This window comes from Streptomyces sp. NPDC002386 (assembly GCF_053593175.1).
Genome location: NZ_JBSFBX010000012.1, coordinates 79374 through 99152, shown reverse-complemented (window position 1 = coordinate 99152; position 19779 = coordinate 79374). Strand labels below are relative to the sequence as shown.

The window sequence follows — 19779 nt, the reverse complement described above, 5'->3', positions numbered from 1 at the left end:
CGCGCGCCGGAAGCGGCCCCCGTCAGGAACCCTCGGGTGCCCGGGTCTGCGGGGTCGGCCGGTCCGTGGCCAGCGCTGTCGCCGGGTTCCGGTCCGGGGCACCCGCCGGAACCCAGTGGCCGCCCTCCGCCCGGTACGGCCACCAGCGGCCGTCGGGACCGAGGCGCAGCTGTACCCCTTCGTCGCCCACCGTCCACCGGTTGCCGTCCTGCCGGAACGACGGCCGTTCGTCCGTCTCCCAGGCCGCTTCCAGGGCGGCACGCGCGCGTGCGAGCGCCCCGTCCCGGACCTGCCACTGCCCGTCCAGCACGGCCAGGGCCGGCGGCCCTCCCAGGCGCCAGGCGCGCACGGCCGTCGCCAGCCCCGCAAGGTCCCGCCCCGAGCCCTCGGCGAGCCGGTCGGCCGCGGCAGCGGGAACCGCACCGTCGGCGAGCCTTACGACGTCCTCGGCCGCCGTCAGCGCCCTGTGCTCCCGGTCCTGGAAGCCGCTGCCGCCGAGGGCCCGCCCCAGCAGCCGGTGGGCCTCCTGCGCCGTCTTCCCGGCCAGGTACCGCAGTGCCTCGGGATCGACTGCCGTCGGCGGCGCGATCCCGGTGTCGTAGGACGGTGGTCCGCCGGGCGCCTCCGGGACGGCGGGCAGCACGGGGAGCGCGGGCAGGATGTCCGCGGCCGCCCACGCCTCCGCCGCATCCACGCCCTCCGCCCCGAACGGCTCGCCCGGCTCCGCCGGCGCGTCCGGATGCGGGGTGCTCCGCTCGTTCAGTTCCCGCAGGAACGTGCTCCCTCCCCTGCCGCGCATCAGCAGGAGCACGAACGGATCCTCGTCCAGCAGCCGTGCCACCTGATGGCACAGGGCGGCGGTGTGCCCGCAGTGGTCCCACGCGCCGCAGTCGCACTCGGGTTCCAGCTCACCGAGACCGGGCAGCAGCTCGATCCCCCTGATCGCCGCGTCCTCGATCAGATGTGACGGCAGGTCCCCGTCGAGAAGCGCGGCCAGGTGTCCCGCTTGCCGGGCGGCCAGGTCCACGAACCGGTCCCACTCCCGCTCGGACAGCTCGGGCAGCAGGACGTCGGCGCGGTGCGCCGCGCCCTTCGGCTCGCGGACCACGGCCGTCACCCGGCCCGGCCGGACGGTCACCGCGCCCACCTCGCCCGCGCGCGCGAGCCGACGCCCCGCCTTCACCGCGTTGGCCTCCAGTGCCGCGTCCTCCAGCGCGGCCAGCCATGCCCGGCCCCACCAGGTCCGCGCGAAAGCCCGCCCGCGCGCGGGCGGCAACGCGGCGTACGTGTGCTCCGGACCGCCTTCCGGCCCGTGCTCGAAACGGCTCATCGCGCCTCCCCGCGCAGTTCCACCAGCGCGGCCAGTTCCGCGTCCGTCAGCTCCGTCAGTTCCGCCGGCGCGGCCCCGCCGGTGCCGAGCACGGCGTCCGCGAGAGCGCGCTTGCGTTCGAGCATCTCCGCGATGCGGTCCTCGACGGTCCCCTCGGCGATCAGCCGGTGCACCTGCACCGGCCGGGTCTGCCCGATCCGGTACGCCCGGTCGGTGGCCTGGGCCTCGACCGCCGGATTCCACCAGCGGTCGTAGTGCACCACATGATCGGCCCGGGTGAGGTTCAGGCCCGTCCCCGCGGCCTTCAGCGACAGGAGGAAGACAGGCACCTCGCCGTCCTGGAAGCGGCGCACCAGCGTCTCGCGCTCGGCGACGGGGGTGCCGCCGTGCAGGAGCTGCGAGGGGACTCCACGGGCCGTCAGGTGCCGTTGCAGCAGACGGGCCATGCGCACGTACTGCGTGAAGACGAGCACTCCCGAACGCTCCGCCAGGATGGTGTCGAGCAGTTCGTCCAGCAGCTCCAGCTTGCCGGAGCGTCCCGCGAGTCGCGGATCGTCGTCCTTCAGGAACTGCGCCGGATGGTTGCAGATCTGCTTCAGCCCGGTCAGCAGCTTCACGATGAGGCCGCGGCGGGCCATGTCGTCGGCGTCCGCGATCAGGTCCAGCGTCTCGCGGACGAGCGCCTCGTAGAGACCGGCCTGCTCGTCCGTGAGGGCCACGGGATGGTCGGTCTCGGTCTTCGGCGGCAGTTCCGGCGCGATGCCCGGATCCGACTTGCGGCGCCGCAGCAGGAACGGCCGCACGAGCCGCGCCAGCCGCTCCGCCGCGGCCGGGTCCCCGCCGCCCTCGACGGGCCGCGCGTACCGCTCGCGGAAGGTGCCGAGACGGCCGAGCAGACCAGGGGTGGTCCAGTCGAGGATCGCCCACAGTTCCGTGAGGTCGTTCTCCACCGGTGTGCCCGTGAGCGCCACGCGCGCGCGTGCGCCGATGGAGCGCAGTGCACGTGCGGTCGCCGCGTGGGGGTTCTTCACGTGTTGTGCCTCGTCGGCGACGGTCATTCCCCAGGACACCTCGGCGAGCCGTTCGGCGTCCAGGCGCATCGTGCCGTAGGTGGTGAGCACGAATTCGCCGTCCACCAGGGAATCGAGGCCTCGCGCGGGGCCGTGGAAGCGGCGCACCGGGACCCCGGGCGCGAATCGCTCGATCTCGCGCTGCCAGTTGCCGAGCAGGGAGGCCGGGCACACCACCAGCGTGGGACCGGCCGACGAGGGGTCCTTCTGCCGGTGCAGATGGAGGGCGATCAACGTGATCGTCTTCCCCAGCCCCATGTCGTCGGCCAGACAGCAGCCCAGCCCGAGGGCCGTCGTCCGGGCGAGCCAGCCCAGTCCGCGCAGCTGGTAGTCGCGCAGGGTGGCGGCGAGTCCCGGCGGCGGGCCAGCGAACTCGGCGGACTCCGGGTCCGCGAGCCGCTCCCGGAGCTCCGCCGGCCACCCCGTGGGCCGTACGTCGACCCGGACGCCGTCGGCCTCGGCGAAGCCCGTCAGGGCGGCCGCCAGGGCCTCGACCGGAGTGACGGAACGATCCTCGCGGCCCCGCGCGCGCTCCGCCTCGCGGGGGTCGACCAGCACCCAGCGATCGCGCAGCCGGACCAGGGGACGCTTGGCCTCCGCCAGCAGGTCCAGTTCCTCCTGGGACAACTCGCGCCCGCCCAGCGCGAACGACCACCGGAACTCCGGCCGGGCGCCGGCGGAGAGGAACGACGGCGGTGCCCCGGCCGCTCCGTCCGGCGGGCCGACGGACGCGTGCGTGGTCAGCCCGCGTGGCAGCTCCGTAGGCCAGTGCACGTCGACGCCCGCGGCGGCCAGAGCCCGGGCACCCTCGCCGAGGAGGTCGGCGATCTCGTCGTCGGCGAGGTGCACCACGTCGGGCACGGCGGCGGTGAGCAGGGGAGTCAGCGGCGGCCATGCCCGGACCGCCCGGCGCAGCGCCAGGAGCGTGTCCGTCCGCGCGCGCGGTCCGAACGCCTCGTGTGCGGCCGCCGGACCGGACCAGAGGGCGGCGGCTTCCGCGACGTGCGCCGTCCCGCTCGCGCCGTGCACCTGGAGCACCGCCCGGAACCGCACCGGGGCGTGACCCTCGCCGGTGGCGTCGTGCAGGCCGGGCGCCTCCACCCGCAACGACAGCCGCACGCCCGTGTCGTGGCCGGCGGCGACGTCGTCGGCCCACTCCCGGAGGCCGGGCAGGTGCTGGGGGTCCGGCGCGGCGAACGCGGGGCCGCCCGTCACGAGTGCGGCGGCGGGGGAGCGGGGGAGGGTGTCGGCGACCGCGTCCAGGAAGGAGCGCAACAGCCTTTCCGGGTCCGGCAGGCGTGGCCGGCCCTCCACGTCGTGCGACGTGATGAGGTGTGTGGCGTGGGCCTCCGGGGGCATGGCGGCGGCGAGTTCACGGACCAGTCCGGCGTCGCGCGCGGACAGCGGTCCCGTCCGCCATGCGTCGTGGCCGGACGGCGACAGGCCGGGCAGGAGAAGGCCGCGCGCCAGGAAGTGCAGGGCGAGCAGGCCGGCCGTGCCCCAGAACTCGACGGCACGGTGCTGCCCGTCCCGCCGCCGCATGAGCCATGGCAGAGCCGCCCCGACCGGTAGCAGCACGGCGGGCAGACGTACCCGTTCCACGTCGCCGTCCGGCGCGGGCAGCACCAGGTCCAGCTCCGTGACGGTGCCCCGGGCGACGGTGGGGAGCGCTTCGCCGTCCGGCTGCCAGAAGGCCATGGTGCCGGTGCGGGGCGGGTCGGACGGGACGAAGACCGCGCGGCAGCGGTTCAGCTCGGACGGGGCGGGAGGGTCGAGGAGTCTCGACGGCTCGGACGGTTCCGTCGCATCGGTCGGTTGGGGGTGCTCTGACGGTTCGGTGGGCGGTGCGGTGGAGATCCTCTGCACGACTCTGCCCGCGCTCCTCAAATTTGACTACTGACTCGGAGTCGCCGAGGGTACAGCACTCGGGACGTCCGGCCCGCGGCTCTGCCCTGTGACGCGGGCCACTAGGGGAGGGGCCTCGGGGAAGTATCAGGGTCGGGCTCCGGAACCGCGGGAAGCGTGCGGCCGTTCTCAGAACAGAGAGCGGCAAGGGCTGCCGCGAAGGAGGCGACGCTCATGTCCAAAAACGCGAAGATCGCCGCCGGGGGCGTGGCGGTCGGTCTGCTCCTGCTGATCTGGCTGCCCTGGTGGGTGGCGTTCCTGATCGTGGTGGGCGTCCCCGTCGCCGCCTACCTCGCTCTGGACCCCTCGCAGCGGCGCAGACTCCGTCGTGTCTCGCGCAAGGAACTGGGCCGCTGACGGGCCGGTGAGCCGCCGTGGCCGGCGCGGACGGTTCTGGCCGGCGGGGCGGAAGCCGGACGGGAAACCGGTCGACGGCTGAGCCGGGCCGCTGCGGGCGCGGCACGGCTCCACCGGCTCACAGAGGCCGGACGGCCAGCTTGTCGAGCGCCTCCAGCAGGCCGGGCAGTTCGGGCCCCCGGCCCACCGGCAGCACCTCGCCCGGCTCCTCGTCCAGCAGGACGAAGGCGATGTCGTCGGTGCGGGCCACGATCGACCAGCCGGGGCCGTCGGCCCGCAGCGTGCGGGCGTCGCCCGGGGCGAACGAGGAGCGGACCCGGCCGAGCGGCGGCGGCGAGTCGACGTAGGCGCGCGCCTCCGCCAGCACACGCCGGACGCCGCGGTGCCCCGACTTGGGTCCGCCGTCGGCGTCCTCCGTCGCCGGGGACTCCGCCGCCTCGGGCCGTGTGTCGGAGGAGGCCGAGTAGCCGTCGCCGATCTGTTCCCGCCAGACCGCCCACTGCAGCGCGATCTCGTCGGCGCCCAGGCGGCGCTGGGGCGGACCCCAGGAGCCGGTGTCCGGCGGGGTCAGCGCGGGCCCGTCCGCCTCGTCCGGAACGGGATCGTGCGGTGCCGGCACCCCGGGAGCGGCCACGGCGACCGCCAGCGGCCAGCCCGGCAGTGCGGCCACCACCGTGTTCTCGTCCGGCGACAGTTCGTACTCCATGCCGCAGTCCCAGGACGCGATCGCCACGGCGACCAGGGACACGTCGTCGATGGCGACCGTCCAGCGGGCGCCGTCACCGTCCTGCCCCAGCACCAGGCCGTATCCGTCGGCACACGGCGCCAGGCCCAGCGCGGCGCAGGCCTCCGGATAGTCGTCGCCCAGCACGCTCGGGAACTGTGCGGGGGTCAGCAGCACCGCCGTGAGCACATACAGCGCCTCGTCCGCGGCGGCGACGGCCTGCTCGTCCGTCCCGGCCATCACAGCCCTCCCAGTGGTTGGTCCATCGGCGCGCACCCTAGTGCGAGTGGAAGGTGCTTGTCACGACTCCACACACCACGCGGAGCTGCAGGTTTCCACCTGGACGGGGGCGAAACGGCCGCCCGGCGGAAAGCCGTGACCCGGGGCCGGCACGGTCAGGCGGCCGGCAGACCGAGGAGGTCGCGGGCGACCGCCCGGGGCGACTCGTTGCGCTCCCGGGCCAGTGCCACGACCGCCCGGCACGCCAGTTCGCTCACCCCGAAGGACAGCGCCTCCGGCGACACCCACGCCGACGCCTCGTCGATGCCGTCCTGGTCGTCCTCCGTACGGGCCGCCACGTAGACGGCCGCGGCCTCGAACAAGTTGTGTGGACGCCGTTCCCGGCCGCCCGCCGCCTCCGCGCGCGGGGAGCCGAGGAACCTGGTGGCGTACTTGCGCATCGTGTCGAACACCTGACCCGCCTTCCTCTGTACGGGGTAGTCACCGACCACCCATCCGGCACTGTTCAACGTAGAGTTGAAGCTCCGGCGGTAAAAGGGGGCAGCGACGGTGCGCTTCGACCGGCTCAGGCGGATCCAGCGGATGGACCCGGTGAAGGACGCTCACGAAATCTACCGGCTCAGCACGGCGTTCGAATTTCCTTGGGACTACACGAGGGCCCTGGAACTGGCTCTGTACCGCACCTACGCCGTCCCCTCCATCGGGCGCCTGCTCGCGCGGACGGGGGAGCTGACCGAGCGCGCGCAGAGGCGGTACGACGACACCGCACTGCTGCTGGACACCGTCGTGGAGCACGGCTTCGCCGCCCCCGAGGGCCGCACCGCGATCCGCCGGATCAACCAGATGCACCGCAGCTACGACATCGGCGACGACGACATGCGGTACGTGCTGTCCACGTTCGTGGTGGTGCCCCGGCGCTGGATCGACACCTACGGCTGGCGCCGCCTGTCCCGGCACGAGATCGTCGCCGCCACCGAGTACTACCGCACCCTCGGCCGGCACCTCGGCATCCCCGGTGTCCCGCACACCTACGAGGAGTTCGAGGCGCTGCTCGACGCCTACGAACAGGACCACTTCGCCTGGGACGAGCAGGCCCGGCGGGTCTCCGACGCCACGCTCGACCTGATGGCGTCCTGGTACCCGCGCCCGCTGGCCCCCCTGCTGCGCACCGCCACGCTCGCCCTCCTCGACGGACCCCTGCTGCGCGCCTTCCACTACGAGCCGCCGGGACCCGTCTCCTCCGCCCTGGTGCGCGGCGCGGTGCGGACGCGCGGCCGGCTGGTCCGTCTCCTCCCGCCCCGCCGCGCACCGCACTACGCGCGGCAGAACCGGGAGATCAAGAGCTACCCGAACGGCTACCGCCCGGCCGACCTGGGCACCCGTCCGGTTCCGGGAATGGGCGGCTGCCCCGTGCGCCACCTGGACGTCTCAGCGGGCGACGTCCCCGAGTGAGGCCAGGGTGTCGCGCAGCCAGGCGAGTTCGGCCCGGCTCGTGGCACGCGCGACGGTGAGGACGCCGCGCCGGAACGGATCGTCCAGTTCCTCGGCGCGCAGCGGCCGGTCGCCGTCGTAGAAGAAGCTCGCCGGTTCCTCCAGGAAGGCCAGCCGGCGCCGCAGCACCGTCGCCTGGGCGGCCGGATCGTCGAGGTGCCGCAGGAACGCGAGCAGCGTGAACCAGTGGTTCTCGTCGGTGATCTCGCGCTGCCCCGGCTCGGCCAGGCGGCGGCGCAGCTCCTGCCTGCCCTCCTCGGTGAGCGTGAGGACGTGACGCGGCGCGGCCACGGCGCCGGGTTCGGTGGTCCGCGCCAGCAGCCCCGCCTTCTCCAGCCGCTTGATCGCGGGGTACAGCGTGCTCTCGGCCACGGGCCGCACGTGCCCGGTGAGCGCGGCGATGTGCCTGCGCAGGACGTAGCCGTGCAGCGGGACGTCGTACAGGAAGCCGAGGATGGCGAGTTCCAGCATGGCCGCATTCTCCCGCATCAGCGCTGTACATCAAGACGCGCATATTCCTGTAGCGCAATACATCGGTGTCGAAGTATGTTGTGCCGAGTGCAGCCGAGCCGTTGGTGACGCAGGAGGGGCGACGTGGAGCAGGCCGTGTTCGACGACAGGGGAAGCCGGATCCGGTGGACGGAGGTGTCCGGGGCGGGGCTGGCGCGCGTGTATCTGCACGGGCTGGGATCGGTCTCCTCCGTCTATCACGCGCATGTCGCGGCCCGCCCCGAGCTGGCCGGCAGGCGCAGCCTGTTCGTGGACCTGCCCGGGCACGGCATCAGCGACCGGCCCGAGCACTTCGGCTACACGCTGGAGGAGAACGCCGACGCCCTGGCGGTCGCGATGGACCAGGCGGACGTCACCGGAGCCGAGCTGATCGCGCACAGCATGGGCGGAGCCGTCGCGGTCGTCCTCGCCCACCGACGGCCCGACCTGGTCTCGCGGCTGGTCCTCACCGAGGCCAACCTCGACGCCTTCCCGCCGCCCACGGCCGGCAGCAGCTCGATCGCCGCCTACGGGGAGGACGAGTTCGTCGAAGAGCGGTACGCGCGCGTGCTGGAAGCCGTCGGCCCGCTGTGGGCGGCCACGATGCGGCTGGCCGACCCCCGGGCGCTGCACCGCAGCGCCGTAGGCCTCCGCCGCGGCTCGGACCCCGTCATGCGCACGATTCTCGAGGGCCTGGACATCGACCGCGTCTACCTCCAGGGGGAACACAGCGGCGAACTCCCTGGCCGGAAGACGCTGGAAGCCGCGGGAGTCCGCGTTCTCACGGTGCCGGGCGCCGGGCACAACGTCATGTTCGACAACCCCGACGCCTTCGTGACGGCCGTGGCCGGACAGGGCTGACGCGCCCCCGGATCAGTCCTCGCGCGTCGCCAGCGCGAGGAAGCGGGAGTCCTCGTCGACGTACGAGGTCATGCGCCACCCCGCGCCCTCCAGCAGAGGGCGGAGGTTGGCCTCGGCGCGGAGGTCGTCCGGGGTGATCCGCCGCCCCTGACGGGCCGCCAGGGCCGCCCGCCCGATGGGGTGGAACAGCGCGAGTCCGCCGCCCGGACGCACCACACGGGCCAGTTCCCGCAGGTTCTCGGCGGGCTCCGGCAGGTGCGCGATCAGGCCGGCCGCGAACACCGCGTCCAGGGCGCCCCGGCGCAGCGGAAGCGCCGCGACGTCCGCGAGCAGCAGGCGGCCCTCCCGGTCCCGGCCGGCCCGCACGGCGGCCTGGAGCATCGCCGGAGTCAGGTCGATGCCGAGCACCACCCCGGTGGGACCGACCGCGGCACGCAACGGCGGCAGAGCGCGGCCCGTGCCGCATCCGGCGTCGAGCACGCGGTCGCCCGGACGCAGTCCCATGTCCGCCACGGCGGCCGAGAAGGCGGGGCCGTCGTCGGGGAACCTGCTGTCCCACCCGGCCGCACGGGCGGCGAAGAACTCCTGGACGTGTGTGTGGTCGTCGCTCATGTCCGGCATGATTCCTCACCGACACGAGGGACACTCCTGTGCGCACGTTCGAGCGCGACCCGATCGTTCCGCCGCCTCTCTGCGTCATATTGCAACACCTTTCGAAATGCGCCCCCTTCGTGCGCCCCGGCCCCGGCTAGCGTCCCGGGGCCATGGGACACCTGGACCACGCCGCCTTCGGCTGGCTGACCCCCGTGCTGTCGTATCTGATGGCCTGCACGGGCGCCGCACTGGGTCTGCGCTGCACCGTCCGCGCTCTCGCCGCCACCGGCCGGTCGCGCCGCAACTGGCTCCTCACCGCCGCCTCCGCGATCGGCACGGGCATCTGGACCATGCACTTCGTGGCCATGCTCGGCTTCCGCGTCAGCGGCACCGACATCCGCTACGACGTACCGCTGACCATCCTCAGCCTGGTCGTCGCCATGGCCGTCGTCTGCGCCGGCGTCTTCGCCGTCGGCTACAGCCGGGACCGCAACCGCGCGCTCCTGCTCGGCGGGCTCACCACCGGGCTGGGCGTCGCGAGCATGCACTACCTGGGCATGGCGGCCGTACGGCTGCACGGCGACGTCACCTACCGGCCCGCTCTCGTCGGCCTCTCGGTGCTGATCGCCGTCGTGGCGGCGACCGCGGCGCTCTGGGCGGGACTCAACATCAAGTCGCCCCTCGCGGTCACCCTCGCCTCCCTCGTCATGGGAGCGGCCGTCAGCAGCATGCACTACACCGGAATGTTCGCGGTGAGGGTGCGGGTCACCCCCTCTGGCGAAGTCCTGCCCGGGGCCACGGCGATGCAGTTCATCTTCCCCCTCGCCGTCGGCCTCGGGTCCTACCTGTTCCTCACCTCGGCCTTCGTCGCCCTCTCGCCCACGGCCGGCGAACGCGAGGCGTCCGCCTCCGCGCAGCGGCCCGTCCAGAGCGCCGTCCGCTAGCGGGACCCCGTTCCCGGACCCCCGTCCCACGTCCCGAGCGAGGAGGCCATGCGCCCACCCAGAGACACCCCGGATGCCGGCTCGACCGGACAGGTCCCGGCCCCGCCGCGCGGCCGCCGCGCGCACGCCGGACCGCCGGCCGACGAGGGCACGGACCAGCCCCTCGACCGTTTCGTGTTCTCCCCGCCCGCGCGCGTGGGACGCCGGCGCCTCCGCCCCCGTACGGTGCGCGCCAAGGTGATCTGCCTGCTGATGGTGCCCGTCGTCTCCCTGCTCGCCCTGTGGGGTTACGCCACCGTCAGCACCGCCCAGGACATCGCCCGGCTGCGCCAGTCCCAGCGCGTCGACTCGGAACTGCGCGCCCCGGTGGCCGCCGCCGTCTCCGCTCTGCAGGACGAGCGGGCGGCGGCCGTGCGCTACGCCGCCGAGCCCGGCGCGGCGCGGGGCGACGACCTGCGGACCACGGCAGCCCGCACCGACCGCGCGCTGACCGGGCTGCGGCTCGGCGACGACAGCACGATCGCCGACAGCCAGGAGCTCCCCGGCCGGGTCGCCGACCGGCTCGAGGCGTTCGTGACCGGCGCAGAGCGCCTGCGCGCGCTGCGGACCGCCGTGCTCGACCGCAGAACCGGGTGGAGCCAGGCCTTCGACCAGTACACGGCGGCCATCGGTACCGCCTTCACGGTGGACGGCGCCCTCACCGGCATCCAGCAGGCCGACGTCGGATCGGACGCGCGCGTGCTGCTCGAATTCTCCCGAGCGGCCGAGGCGCTGGCCCAGGAGGACGCCGTCCTCGGCGGCACGCGCCCGGACGCCCGACCGCAGGGCGAACGGCTGCGGCTGTTCGCGGCCGCCGTCGCCACGCGGCGCGCCCTCACCGAGGCCGCCGTCGCCGACCTGCCCGGTACCCGGCGTGCCGCCTGGCAGGACCTCGCGGGCGGTGGCGCGCACACCGCCCTCACCGCCGTCGAGGACAGGATCCTCACCGCCGGCCCCGGAACGAGGGCGGCCGACACGGCACCGGGGACCGCCTGGAACAGCGCCCACGCGCGCGTACGGGACGACATGCGGGCCCTGGTGGCGGACACCGGCCGGGCCGTGGCGGGCCGTTCCGACCCCTACCGGCGCGGACTGCTGAGTCCGGCGGGCGCAGCCGTGCTCTTCGGCCTCCTCGCCGTCGGCACCTCGCTCGTCATCTCCGTCCGCATCGGCCGGGCCCTCGTGATCGAACTGGTCAGCCTGCGCAACGACGCCCTGGAGATCGCCCGCCGCAAACTCCCCGCCGCGATGCGGAAACTGCGAACGGGCGAGGAGATCGACGTCGAGGCCGAGGCGCCCGCCGGGCCGCCGGCGGAGGACGAGACCGGTCAGGTCGCCGAGGCCCTGACCGTCGTGCACCGCGCCGCCCTGCGGGCGGCGGCGGAGCGCGCCGAACTGGCCGGCGGCATCTCCGGGGTCTTCGTCAACCTGGCCCGGCGCAGCCAGGTGCTGGTCCACCGTCAGCTCAGCCTCCTGGACAGCATGGAGCGGCGCTCCGACGACCCCGACGAGCTGAGCGACCTGTTCCGGCTCGACCACCTCACCACCCGGATGCGGCGGCACGCCGAGAGCCTGATCATCCTCTCCGGAGCGGCACCCGGCCGGGCCTGGCGCACGCCGGTGCTCCTCACGAATGTCGTACGCGCGGCGGTGTCCGAGATCGAGGACTACGCGCGCGTGGAGGTGCGCGGGTTCCCGGCGGCGTGCGTCGTCGGAGCGGCGGTCGCCGACCTCACCCATCTGCTGGCCGAACTCGTGGAGAACGCGGCCCAGTTCTCGCCGCCGCACACGCGTGTGCGGGTCACCGGCGAGCCCGTCGGCAACGGCTACGTCCTGGAGGTCGAGGACCGGGGCCTCGGCATGGGCCCCGAGGTACTCGCCGAGGCGAACCGGCGGATCGAGCAGTCCGAGGCGCTCGACCTGTTCGACAGCGACCGCCTCGGACTCTTCGTCGTCAGCAGGCTCGCCTCCCGGCACGGCATCAAGGTGCACCTGCGCACCTCCCCCTACGGAGGCACCACCGCGGTCGTCCTGCTGCCCACCGCCCTTCTGCACACGCAGTCCCCGGAACACCCCGCGCGGGAGGAGGCACCGGCGGCCCCGCAGCGCCGGACCGAGTACGCGCGCGTACCGGAAGAGCCCCCGGCTCCTTCCGAGGTCACCGCCCGTACCGGCCGGCCCGCCCTAGCGGCCACCGCCCCCGCACACCAGCCCTCGAACCCTGAACGCCGGCCGTCGTCCCGCACGCCCCGGTCCCCGGCACCGACACCCCCGCCCACGGCCCCCGCACACGAGCCGCCGCCCCCCGGAGTCACCGCCCTGAGGCCGCACCGCCCGCCGCACGACTCCGAGCCCTCCGACGTCCTCCCGCGCCGCGTGCGCCAGGCGAACCTCGCCCCGCAACTGCGCCGGCAGCGCCCCGAGGAGCCGGACCCGGAAGCCGCCCCGCGCGGTGACGACGGTCGTACCCCCGAAGTCGTACGGGACCGCATGGCGGCCTACCGCGACGGCTGGGTCCGGGGCGGCGGACGGTCCGGCCGCGGTGCCGTCCCCGGAACAGGAACAGGCAGTCAGAGCAGCGAAGGAGACCCGGCGTGATCCAGGACCCGAACATGAGGGCCGCCCAGCGGTCCGGTGAACTCGACTGGCTGCTGGACGACCTGGTGATGCGGGTGAGCGAGGTACGGCACGCCGTCGTGCTGTCCAACGACGGCCTCGCCGTGGGCGCCTCCACCGGCCTCGGACGGGACGACGCGGAGCATCTGGCCGCCGTGGCCTCCGGCTTCAACAGCCTCGCCAAAGGCGCCGGACGCCACTTCGGCGCGGGCGGCGTACGCCAGACCATGGTGGAGATGGACGACGCCTTCCTCTTCGTCGCGGCCGCCGGAGAGGGCTCCTGCCTCACCGTGCTCACCGCCGTCACCGCGGACATCGGCCTGGTCGCCTACGAGATGGCGCGACTGGTCAGACGGGTCGGCGAGCACCTGCACACCGCGCCGCGCGTCTCCGCCCGGCCGCCCGCCGCCGGATGATCCGGAAGAGCGCGAGCCATGACCGACATCCCGACCGGCGGCCCGGGGCGACCGGGCGTCCAGTGGTACGACGGCGAGGCCGGCCCCCTCGTCCGCCCCTACGCCATGACCGGCGGACGCACCCAGCCGGGACCGTCCGGAGTGAGCTTCGACCTGATCGCCCTCGTCACCCTCGACCCGGACGCGCCGGGGGCGGACGACGACACCGCGCTCGGGCCCGAACACCGTTCCCTGATCGGACTGTGCCGTGACGAGACACAGTCCGTCGCCGAACTCGCGGCCGGTGCGGACCTGCCGGTGGGCGTGGTCAGAGTGCTCCTCGGCGACCTGCTGGAACTCGGCCGGGTCACCGTCAGCCGTCCGGTGCCCCCGGCCCATCTGCCGGACGAACGCGTTCTGCGCGAAGTCATCGAAGGTCTGCGGGCGCTGTAGCCGCACCCCGTGGAACCCAACTCACGCCGAGAGAAGTGATCATGGTCTCCGAGCACTCCGACGCAGCAGCCGACACCTCCGCCCTGGCACTGAAGATCCTGGTGGCCGGCGGATTCGGGGTCGGCAAGACGACCCTCGTCGGCGCCGTGAGCGAGATCCGTCCGCTGCGCACCGAGGAACTGCTCAGCGAAGCCGGTCAGTCGGTGGACGACACCGACGGCGTGGACCACAAGGTCACCACGACCGTCGCCATGGACTTCGGGCGCATCACCATACGTTCGGGCCTCTCCCTGTATCTCTTCGGGACGCCCGGACAGGACCGCTTCTGGTTCCTGTGGGACGAACTCTCCCAGGGGGCGCTCGGCGCCGTGGTCCTCGCCGACACCCGCCGTCTTGAGGACTGCTTCCCGGCGGTCGACTACTTCGAGCACCGGCGCATCCCGTTCGTGGTGGCCGTCAACTGCTTCCCCGGCGCGCGCGGCCACGGCGCACACGACGTCTCCCGCGCCCTCGACCTGGACCCCGGGACACCGGTCGTCCTCTGCGACGCGCGCGAGCGGGACTCCGGCAAGGAGGTGCTGATCCGGCTCGTCGAGTACGCCGGGCGGATGCACACCGCCCGGCTCCTCGACTCCGTGAGCTGAGCGCGCCCGCTCAGGCGGCCAGGTCCTTGACCGCCACCACCTTGTCGATGGTGACCCTGACCAGCAGCTCACCCGGGACGCCGTTGCGGGCCCCGTACTCCTCGGCACGCTCTTCTCCCATGTACCGGGCGGCGATGCGGGTGGCCCACAGCCGCACGTCGTCCAGTTCCTCCGACAACTGGGCCCGGCCGCTCAGCACCACGAAGTGAAAGGGCGGCCGGTCGTCGTCCACGCACAGGGCGATCCGTCCGTCACGGGCGAGATTGCGCCCTTTCACGGTCTCCTTGCCGGTGTTGAACACCAGCTCGTCCCCGTCCAGCAGAAACCAGATGGGGGCCACATGCGGGCTCCCATCGGCGCTGACGGTGGACAACTTGCCGGTTCGGGTGCCGTTCGAGACGAACGCCCGCCATTCCTCATCGGTCATCTTCTGTGCCATACGCCCATCCTGCTTGCCCGGACGCCGGTCGTGGGGAAGGCTGGCGGACAGATCCTCCGGGGAGGAGGAGACGTCACACGGGGAGACGGAACATGGCGCAGAACCAGGGACTCGGCTGGCTCCTGGACGATCTGACCCAGCGAGTGGACCATGTGCGGCACGCGCTGGTCCTGTCCAACGACGGGCTGGTCACCGGAGCGAGTACCGGGCTGCGCCGGGAGGACGCCGAGCATCTGGCCGCTGTCGCCTCCGGGTTGCACAGCCTGGCGAAGGGTTCCGGACGCCACTTCGGGGCGGGCACGGTCCGCCAGACGATGATCGAGTACGACGACGCCGTGCTGTTCGTGACCGCGGCCGGCACCGGCAGCTGCCTGTGCGTGCTCAGTGGCGCCGAAGTCGACATCGGTCAGATCGCCTACGAGATGACCCTGCTGGTCAACCGCGTCGGCGAACACCTCGGGGTGGACGCCCGGCAGCCCGACCGCCCCGTCACAGACCTCTGACCTGCGTGCTCCCCCTGCACGGCAGAGTTGTCCACAGGCTCGCCGCCCCGCATCCGGTTCCGGCTACGGTGTGTGCACGGGCAGCGCACAGGGCGTGAGCCACATCCACTCCACGGGGGAGTACCACCATGCCGGACGACACCCTTGTCCCCGCAGTACCCGCCACCAGCTCGCCGAGCCGAGCCGCCCGCGAACTGGGCCTCGAGCGGGCGGAGTTCGACCTGGCCGTCCAGCTCGGCCGGATCCGGACGGTGCCCGACGAGGGCGGCGGCGGAGGCCGCAGGGTGGAGCGGGCCGAGATCGCCCGGTTGCGCGCCCGGTACGGCTTTCCCAGCACCCTCCGTGAGCGCGTGCGGGTGGTGGGTACGGCGGAGGGCGCCGCGCTCATGGGGGTTCCCGCGGGCCGGTTCACCCGGCTCGCCCGTCTTGGCCTGCTGGTGCCGGTCCGGTTCTACCTGAACCGCTATCGGGCCGTGGTCTGGCTCTATCTGGCGGAGGAACTGCAGCAGTTCGCGACCGGCGCGGAGAACGCCCGCCTGCTGAAGGGCCGTACGCCCGAGACCCTCAGGGGGCAGCTGGCGACCGGGGTCGATCTGCGGGCCCGCAACTGGCGTGGCCGGCACTTCGGGTTCCTGCTGCGGCAGGCCGGGGACCCCTGGACCCGGGCGGCGGCCGTGGCCGCGTTCCTGGCGCCCGCCGAGATCGCGGACGTCGTCCAGGACCCGCACGAGCGTGCCGCGCTGGAGCGGCTGCGGCCCGGGCCACCCGCCCATGGCGCACCGGGCTCCTCCTTCGCGCACCTCGCCGAGCACCTCATGACCGCGCAGGACTCGGACGAGATCGGCTGGCTGCGCAGCGATCTGGCCCAGGCGATGCGGGAGGCACGCACCCAGTCGCCCGCCCGGCGCCCGCCGGTTGCGCTCCCGGAGGCCGAGGGGCAAACCGCTGCGGGACACGGCGAGGCCGGGCGGCGCGCGGCGCCGAGGCCCGACGGGGCCACGGGAAGCACGTCGGGGCGGCACCTCCGAGCGGTGGCACATACCGCGGTGACCGCGCCGCCGGACCCCAGGGCGCCCCGCCGACCGACTGGTGCCCGGCCGGAGGCGCACCGGCCCGTCCGCGGCCTTCGGGCGTGGCTGTCACGCGCGAACTCCCGGCCCGCCGGGGCGGTACCGCGCTACAGGGCCCGGAACAGACCTTCCTGCACGACGGAGACGAGCAGCCGGCCGCGCACGTCGTAGATGCGTCCGCGGGCCAGCCCGCGTCCGCCGGTGGCGACCGGGGACTCCTGGTCGTACAGGAACCACTCGTCCGCGCGGAACGGCCGGTGGAACCACATGGCGTGATCCAGCGAGGCCATGTCGAAGTTCCGCGGACCCCACAGCGGTTCGACCGGAATGCGGACCGCGTCCAGCAGAGTCATGTCACTGGCGTAGGTCAGTGCGCAGGTGTGCACCAGCGGGTCGTCCCCCAGCGGGCCGACCGCGCGCATCCACACCGCGCTGCGCGGCTCGGCACCCCGGATCTCCTCGGTGTTCCAGCGCAGCCGGTCCACGTAGCGGATGTCGAACGGCTGGCGTCGCGCCATCCGCTCCAACTGCTCGGGCAGCGCGCCCAGATGTTTGCGGATCTCCTCGGACACCGTCGGCAGCGACTCCGGGTCCGGCACCTCGCGGGCGGGCGGAAGCTGGTGCTCGAAGGGTCCTTCCTCGGGCTTGTGAAAGGAGGCGGTGAGATTGAAGATCGTGCGGCCCTGCTGCACCGCCGTGACCCGCCGGGTCGTGAACGACCGGCCGTCGCGCACCCGTTCCACCTGGTACACGATGGGCACGCCAGGCCGGCCCGGGCGCAGGAAGTACGCGTGCAGCGAGTGCACCGGGCGCTCGCCGTCCGTGGTGCGCCCGGCGGCGACCAGCGCCTGGCCCGCGACCTGGCCGCCGAAGACCCGCTGCAGGGACTCCTGCGGGCTGCGGCCGCGGAAGATGTTGACCTCGATCTGCTCCAGGTCGAGCAGGTCGACCAGCCGCTCGGCGGGATTCGTCGTCATCGGTTGGGTTCTCCCGTACTCAGAGCTGGCCGACATCGGTGACACGGACGACCGCACGGCCCTCGGCGTCGGAGGCGGTGAGGTCGATCTCCGCGCTGATGCCCCAGTCGTGGTCGCCGTTCGGATCGTCGAAGATCTGCCGGACCCGCCACAGGCCGTTCTCCGGCTCCTCCTTGATCACCAGCAGCTTGGGGCCGCGGGCGTCCGGGCCGGTGCCGAGGTCCTCGTACTCGTCCCAGTACTTGTCCATCGCCTCGCCCCACGCGTCGGCGTCCCAGCCCGACTCGGCGTCCATCTCGCCCAGCTCGCCGACCTGGTCCAGAGCGGCGAGCTCCACCCGGCGGAACATGGCGTTGCGGACCAGGACCCGGAAGGCGCGCGCGTTGGCGGTGACCGGCTTGACCTCGTCGGCCTTCTCCTGGGCCTCCTCGGCGGTCATCTCCTCGGGGTTGGCCAGCTGCTCCCACTCGTCCAGCAGGCTGGAGTCCACCTGGCGCACCATCTCGCCGAGCCATTCGATCAGGTCCTGCAGGTCCTCGGACTTCAGGTCGTCCGGGATCGTGTGGTCCAGGGTCTTGTAGGCGCTGGCGAGGTAGCGCAGCACGATGCCCTCGGTGCGGGCCAGCTCGTAGTGGGACACCAGTTCCGTGAAGGACAGCGCGCGTTCGTACATGTCGCGGATCACGGACTTCGGCGACAGCGGATGGTCGCCGACCCACGGGTGGCTCTTGCGGTAGGTGTCGTACGCGTGGAAGAGCAGTTCCTCCAGCGGCTTCGGGTACGTGACGTCCTGGAGGCGCTCCATGCGCTCCTCGTACTCGACGCCGTCGGCCTTCATCGCGGCGACGGCCTCGCCGCGCGCCTTGTTCTGCTGGGCGGCGAGGATCTGCCGGGGGTCGTCCAGCGTGGACTCGACGACGGACACCATGTCGAGGGCGTAGGAGGGCGACTCGGGGTCGAGGAGCTCGAACGCGGCGAGCGCGAAGGTCGACAGCGGCTGGTTCAGGGCGAAGTCCTGCTGCAGGTCGACCGTGAGCCGGACGATGCGGCCCTCGGCGTCCGGCTTGTCGAGCTTCTCCACGATCCCGCCGTCCAGCAGCGAACGGTAGATCGCGATGGCCCGGCGGATGTGCCTGAGCTGCTGCCGGCGCGGCTCGTGGTTGTCCTCGAGGAGGTGGCGCATCGCCTCGAAGGCGTTGCCGGGCCGGGCGATCACCGAGAGCAGCATCGTGTGCGTGACCCGGAACCGCGAGGTCAGCGGCTCGGGCTCGGAGGTGATCAGCTTCTCGAAGGTGTTGTCGGTCCAGGCGACGAAGCCCTCGGGTGCCTTCTTGCGCACCACCTTGCGGCGCTTCTTGGGATCGTCGCCCGCCTTGGCGAGGGCCTTCTCGTTCTCGATGACGTGCTCGGGCGCCTGGGCCACGACGAGTCCGGCGGTGTCGAAGCCGGCCCGGCCGGCCCGGCCCGCGATCTGGTGGAACTCGCGGGCGCGCAGCGTGCGCACCCGGGTGCCGTCGTACTTGGTGAGGGCCGTGAACAGCACGGTGCGGATGGGCACGTTGACGCCCACGCCGAGCGTGTCCGTACCGCAGATGACCTTCAGCAGGCCGGCCTGCGCGAGCTTCTCCACCAGGCGCCGGTACTTGGGCAGCATGCCGGCGTGGTGGACGCCGATGCCGTGCCGGACGTAGCGGGAGAGGTTGCGGCCGAACTTGGTGGTGAAGCGGAAGTTGCCGATCAGCTCGGCGATCCGGTCCTTCTCCTCGCGCGTGCACATGTTGATGCTCATCAGCGCCTGCGCCCGCTCCACGGCCTGCGCCTGGGTGAAGTGCACGATGTACACCGGCGCCTGCTTGCCGGCCAGCAGTTCGGTGAGCGTCTCGGTGAGCGGGGTGAGCTCGTACTCGTAGGAGAGGGGCACCGGGCGGGTGGCCGAGCGGACCACGGAGGTCGGGCGGCCGGTGCGGCGGGTGAGATCCTTCTCGAAGAAGGACACGTCGCCCAAGGTGGCGGACATCAGGATGAACTGCGCCTGGGGGAGCTCCAGCAGCGGGATCTGCCAGGCCCAGCCGCGGTCCCCCTCCGCGTAGAAGTGGAACTCGTCCATGACGACCTGGCCGACGTCGGCGTTCTTGCCGTCACGCAGCGCGATGGAGGCCAGTACCTCGGCGGTGCAGCAGATCACCGGCGCGTCGGCGTTCACGGAGGCGTCGCCGGTCAGCATGCCGACGTTCTCGGTGCCGAACAGCTTGCACAGCTCGAAGAACTTCTCCGACACCAGCGCCTTGATCGGGGCGGTGTAGAAGGTGACCTCGTCCCGGGCCAGCGCGGCGAAGTGGGCGCCCGCAGCGATCATGCTCTTGCCGGAGCCCGTGGGCGTCGACACGATCACGTTCGCCCCGGACACCACCTCGATCAGCGCCTCCTCCTGGTGCGGGTACAGGGTGAGGCCGCGCTCCTGCGCCCACGACTCGAAGGCTTCGTACAGGGCGTCGGGGTCGGCGGTCGGCGGGAGCTGATCGATGAGGGTCACGCCCCCATCTTGCCTGGCCCGGTGCCCGAGGGGGGAATCGGCTGCGAGTACGAAGATCACTGCGGCTACGCTGTGTCGCCGACGGCGCGTCAGCGCTCCAGGTCA

Annotated in this window: 19 protein-coding genes; 10 read left to right on the top strand and 9 right to left on the bottom strand. The window is 73.0% G+C overall.

Going from position 1 to position 19779, the window contains the following annotated elements:
* Positions 1–22: 22 nt before the first annotated feature.
* Together ACWCPN_RS23870 and ACWCPN_RS23865 are read right to left on the bottom strand one after the other, a co-directional pair.
* Complete coding sequence (locus tag ACWCPN_RS23870) at positions 23–1330, bottom strand: SWIM zinc finger family protein (RefSeq protein ID WP_451209563.1); 1308 nt, start codon at positions 1328–1330, stop codon at positions 23–25.
* Positions 1327–4266 carry an SNF2-related protein gene (locus tag ACWCPN_RS23865; protein WP_451209560.1) on the bottom strand — a complete coding sequence of 980 codons (2940 nt, stop codon included), beginning with the start codon at positions 4264–4266 and terminating at the stop codon, positions 1327–1329. The genes ACWCPN_RS23870 and ACWCPN_RS23865 overlap by 4 nt, the downstream gene beginning before the upstream one ends.
* Before the next feature lie 213 nt (positions 4267–4479).
* On the opposite strand from ACWCPN_RS23865, the gene ACWCPN_RS23860 reads away from it, so the two are divergent.
* Entirely contained in the window at positions 4480–4662 is a 183-nt protein-coding gene (locus tag ACWCPN_RS23860; RefSeq protein WP_199209588.1) for a hypothetical protein, read from the top strand.
* Positions 4663–4780: 118 nt separating this feature from the next.
* Here the strand turns inward: ACWCPN_RS23860 and ACWCPN_RS23855 are convergent, their stop codons facing one another.
* Together ACWCPN_RS23855 and ACWCPN_RS23850 are read right to left on the bottom strand one after the other, a co-directional pair.
* Entirely contained in the window at positions 4781–5626 is an 846-nt protein-coding gene (locus tag ACWCPN_RS23855; RefSeq protein ID WP_451209556.1) for a hypothetical protein, read from the bottom strand.
* A 155-nt stretch (positions 5627–5781) separates the two neighbouring features.
* The gene (locus ACWCPN_RS23850; protein ID WP_451209553.1) at positions 5782–6078 is read right to left on the bottom strand and encodes a hypothetical protein; all 297 of its coding nucleotides are present in this window, start codon (positions 6076–6078) and stop codon (positions 5782–5784) included.
* A gap of 130 nt (positions 6079–6208) precedes the next feature.
* On the opposite strand from ACWCPN_RS23850, the gene ACWCPN_RS23845 reads away from it, so the two are divergent.
* Complete coding sequence (locus ACWCPN_RS23845; RefSeq protein WP_451209949.1) at positions 6209–7078, top strand: oxygenase MpaB family protein; 870 nt, start codon at positions 6209–6211, stop codon at positions 7076–7078.
* Here the strand turns inward: ACWCPN_RS23845 and ACWCPN_RS23840 are convergent.
* Entirely contained in the window at positions 7055–7588 is a 534-nt protein-coding gene (locus ACWCPN_RS23840) for a PadR family transcriptional regulator (protein ID WP_392293773.1), read from the bottom strand. The two genes, ACWCPN_RS23845 and ACWCPN_RS23840, sit on opposite strands and share 24 nt — an antisense overlap.
* 123 nt (positions 7589–7711) lie before the next feature.
* Between ACWCPN_RS23840 and ACWCPN_RS23835 the strand changes: the two genes are divergently transcribed.
* Positions 7712–8467 (top strand): alpha/beta fold hydrolase, encoded by a 756-nt coding sequence (locus ACWCPN_RS23835; RefSeq protein WP_451209550.1) that lies wholly within the window; start codon positions 7712–7714, stop codon positions 8465–8467.
* Positions 8468–8479: 12 nt separating this feature from the next.
* Here ACWCPN_RS23835 and ACWCPN_RS23830 read toward each other — a convergent pair whose 3' ends face one another.
* Positions 8480–9079, bottom strand: a complete 600-nt coding sequence (locus ACWCPN_RS23830) for a class I SAM-dependent methyltransferase (protein WP_451209546.1) — start codon at positions 9077–9079, stop codon at positions 8480–8482.
* Between the two features lie 152 nt (positions 9080–9231).
* Here ACWCPN_RS23830 and ACWCPN_RS23825 point away from each other — a divergent pair, with 152 nt between their 5' ends.
* Genes ACWCPN_RS23825 through ACWCPN_RS23805 form a run of 5 tightly spaced genes read left to right on the top strand, consistent with a single transcriptional unit; the run spans position 9232 to position 14152 of the window.
* Complete coding sequence (locus tag ACWCPN_RS23825; RefSeq protein ID WP_199209584.1) at positions 9232–10005, top strand: MHYT domain-containing protein; 774 nt, start codon at positions 9232–9234, stop codon at positions 10003–10005.
* A 48-nt stretch (positions 10006–10053) separates the two neighbouring features.
* Complete coding sequence (locus ACWCPN_RS23820; RefSeq protein WP_451209543.1) at positions 10054–12642, top strand: nitrate- and nitrite sensing domain-containing protein; 2589 nt, start codon at positions 10054–10056, stop codon at positions 12640–12642.
* Entirely contained in the window at positions 12639–13076 is a 438-nt protein-coding gene (locus ACWCPN_RS23815) for a roadblock/LC7 domain-containing protein (RefSeq protein ID WP_392293769.1), read from the top strand. The genes ACWCPN_RS23820 and ACWCPN_RS23815 overlap by 4 nt, the downstream gene beginning before the upstream one ends.
* A gap of 18 nt (positions 13077–13094) precedes the next feature.
* Positions 13095–13508 carry a DUF742 domain-containing protein gene (locus ACWCPN_RS23810; protein WP_451209540.1) on the top strand — a complete coding sequence of 138 codons (414 nt, stop codon included), beginning with the start codon at positions 13095–13097 and terminating at the stop codon, positions 13506–13508.
* Between the two features lie 41 nt (positions 13509–13549).
* Entirely contained in the window at positions 13550–14152 is a 603-nt protein-coding gene (locus ACWCPN_RS23805; RefSeq protein ID WP_451209537.1) for a GTP-binding protein, read from the top strand.
* A 10-nt stretch (positions 14153–14162) separates the two neighbouring features.
* Here the strand turns inward: ACWCPN_RS23805 and ACWCPN_RS23800 are convergent, their stop codons facing one another.
* Positions 14163–14591: a PPOX class F420-dependent oxidoreductase gene (locus tag ACWCPN_RS23800; RefSeq protein WP_199209581.1), complete on the bottom strand. Its 429-nt coding sequence runs from the start codon at positions 14589–14591 to the stop codon at positions 14163–14165.
* A 92-nt stretch (positions 14592–14683) separates the two neighbouring features.
* On the opposite strand from ACWCPN_RS23800, the gene ACWCPN_RS23795 reads away from it, so the two are divergent.
* Together ACWCPN_RS23795 and ACWCPN_RS23790 are read left to right on the top strand one after the other, a co-directional pair.
* Positions 14684–15094, top strand: coding sequence for a roadblock/LC7 domain-containing protein (locus ACWCPN_RS23795; protein ID WP_351660357.1), 411 nt, complete (start codon positions 14684–14686; stop codon positions 15092–15094).
* Between the two features lie 128 nt (positions 15095–15222).
* The gene (locus ACWCPN_RS23790) at positions 15223–16335 is read left to right on the top strand and encodes a DUF6397 family protein (RefSeq protein ID WP_451209533.1); all 1113 of its coding nucleotides are present in this window, start codon (positions 15223–15225) and stop codon (positions 16333–16335) included.
* Here ACWCPN_RS23790 and ACWCPN_RS23785 read toward each other — a convergent pair.
* Positions 16272–17141 (bottom strand): acyl-CoA thioesterase, encoded by an 870-nt coding sequence (locus ACWCPN_RS23785; RefSeq protein WP_451209530.1) that lies wholly within the window; start codon positions 17139–17141, stop codon positions 16272–16274. The two genes, ACWCPN_RS23790 and ACWCPN_RS23785, sit on opposite strands and share 64 nt — an antisense overlap.
* Positions 17142–17160: 19 nt before the next feature.
* Positions 17161–19674, bottom strand: a complete 2514-nt coding sequence (locus ACWCPN_RS23780; RefSeq protein WP_451209527.1) for a DEAD/DEAH box helicase — start codon at positions 19672–19674, stop codon at positions 17161–17163.
* Positions 19675–19779 lie beyond the last annotated feature (105 nt).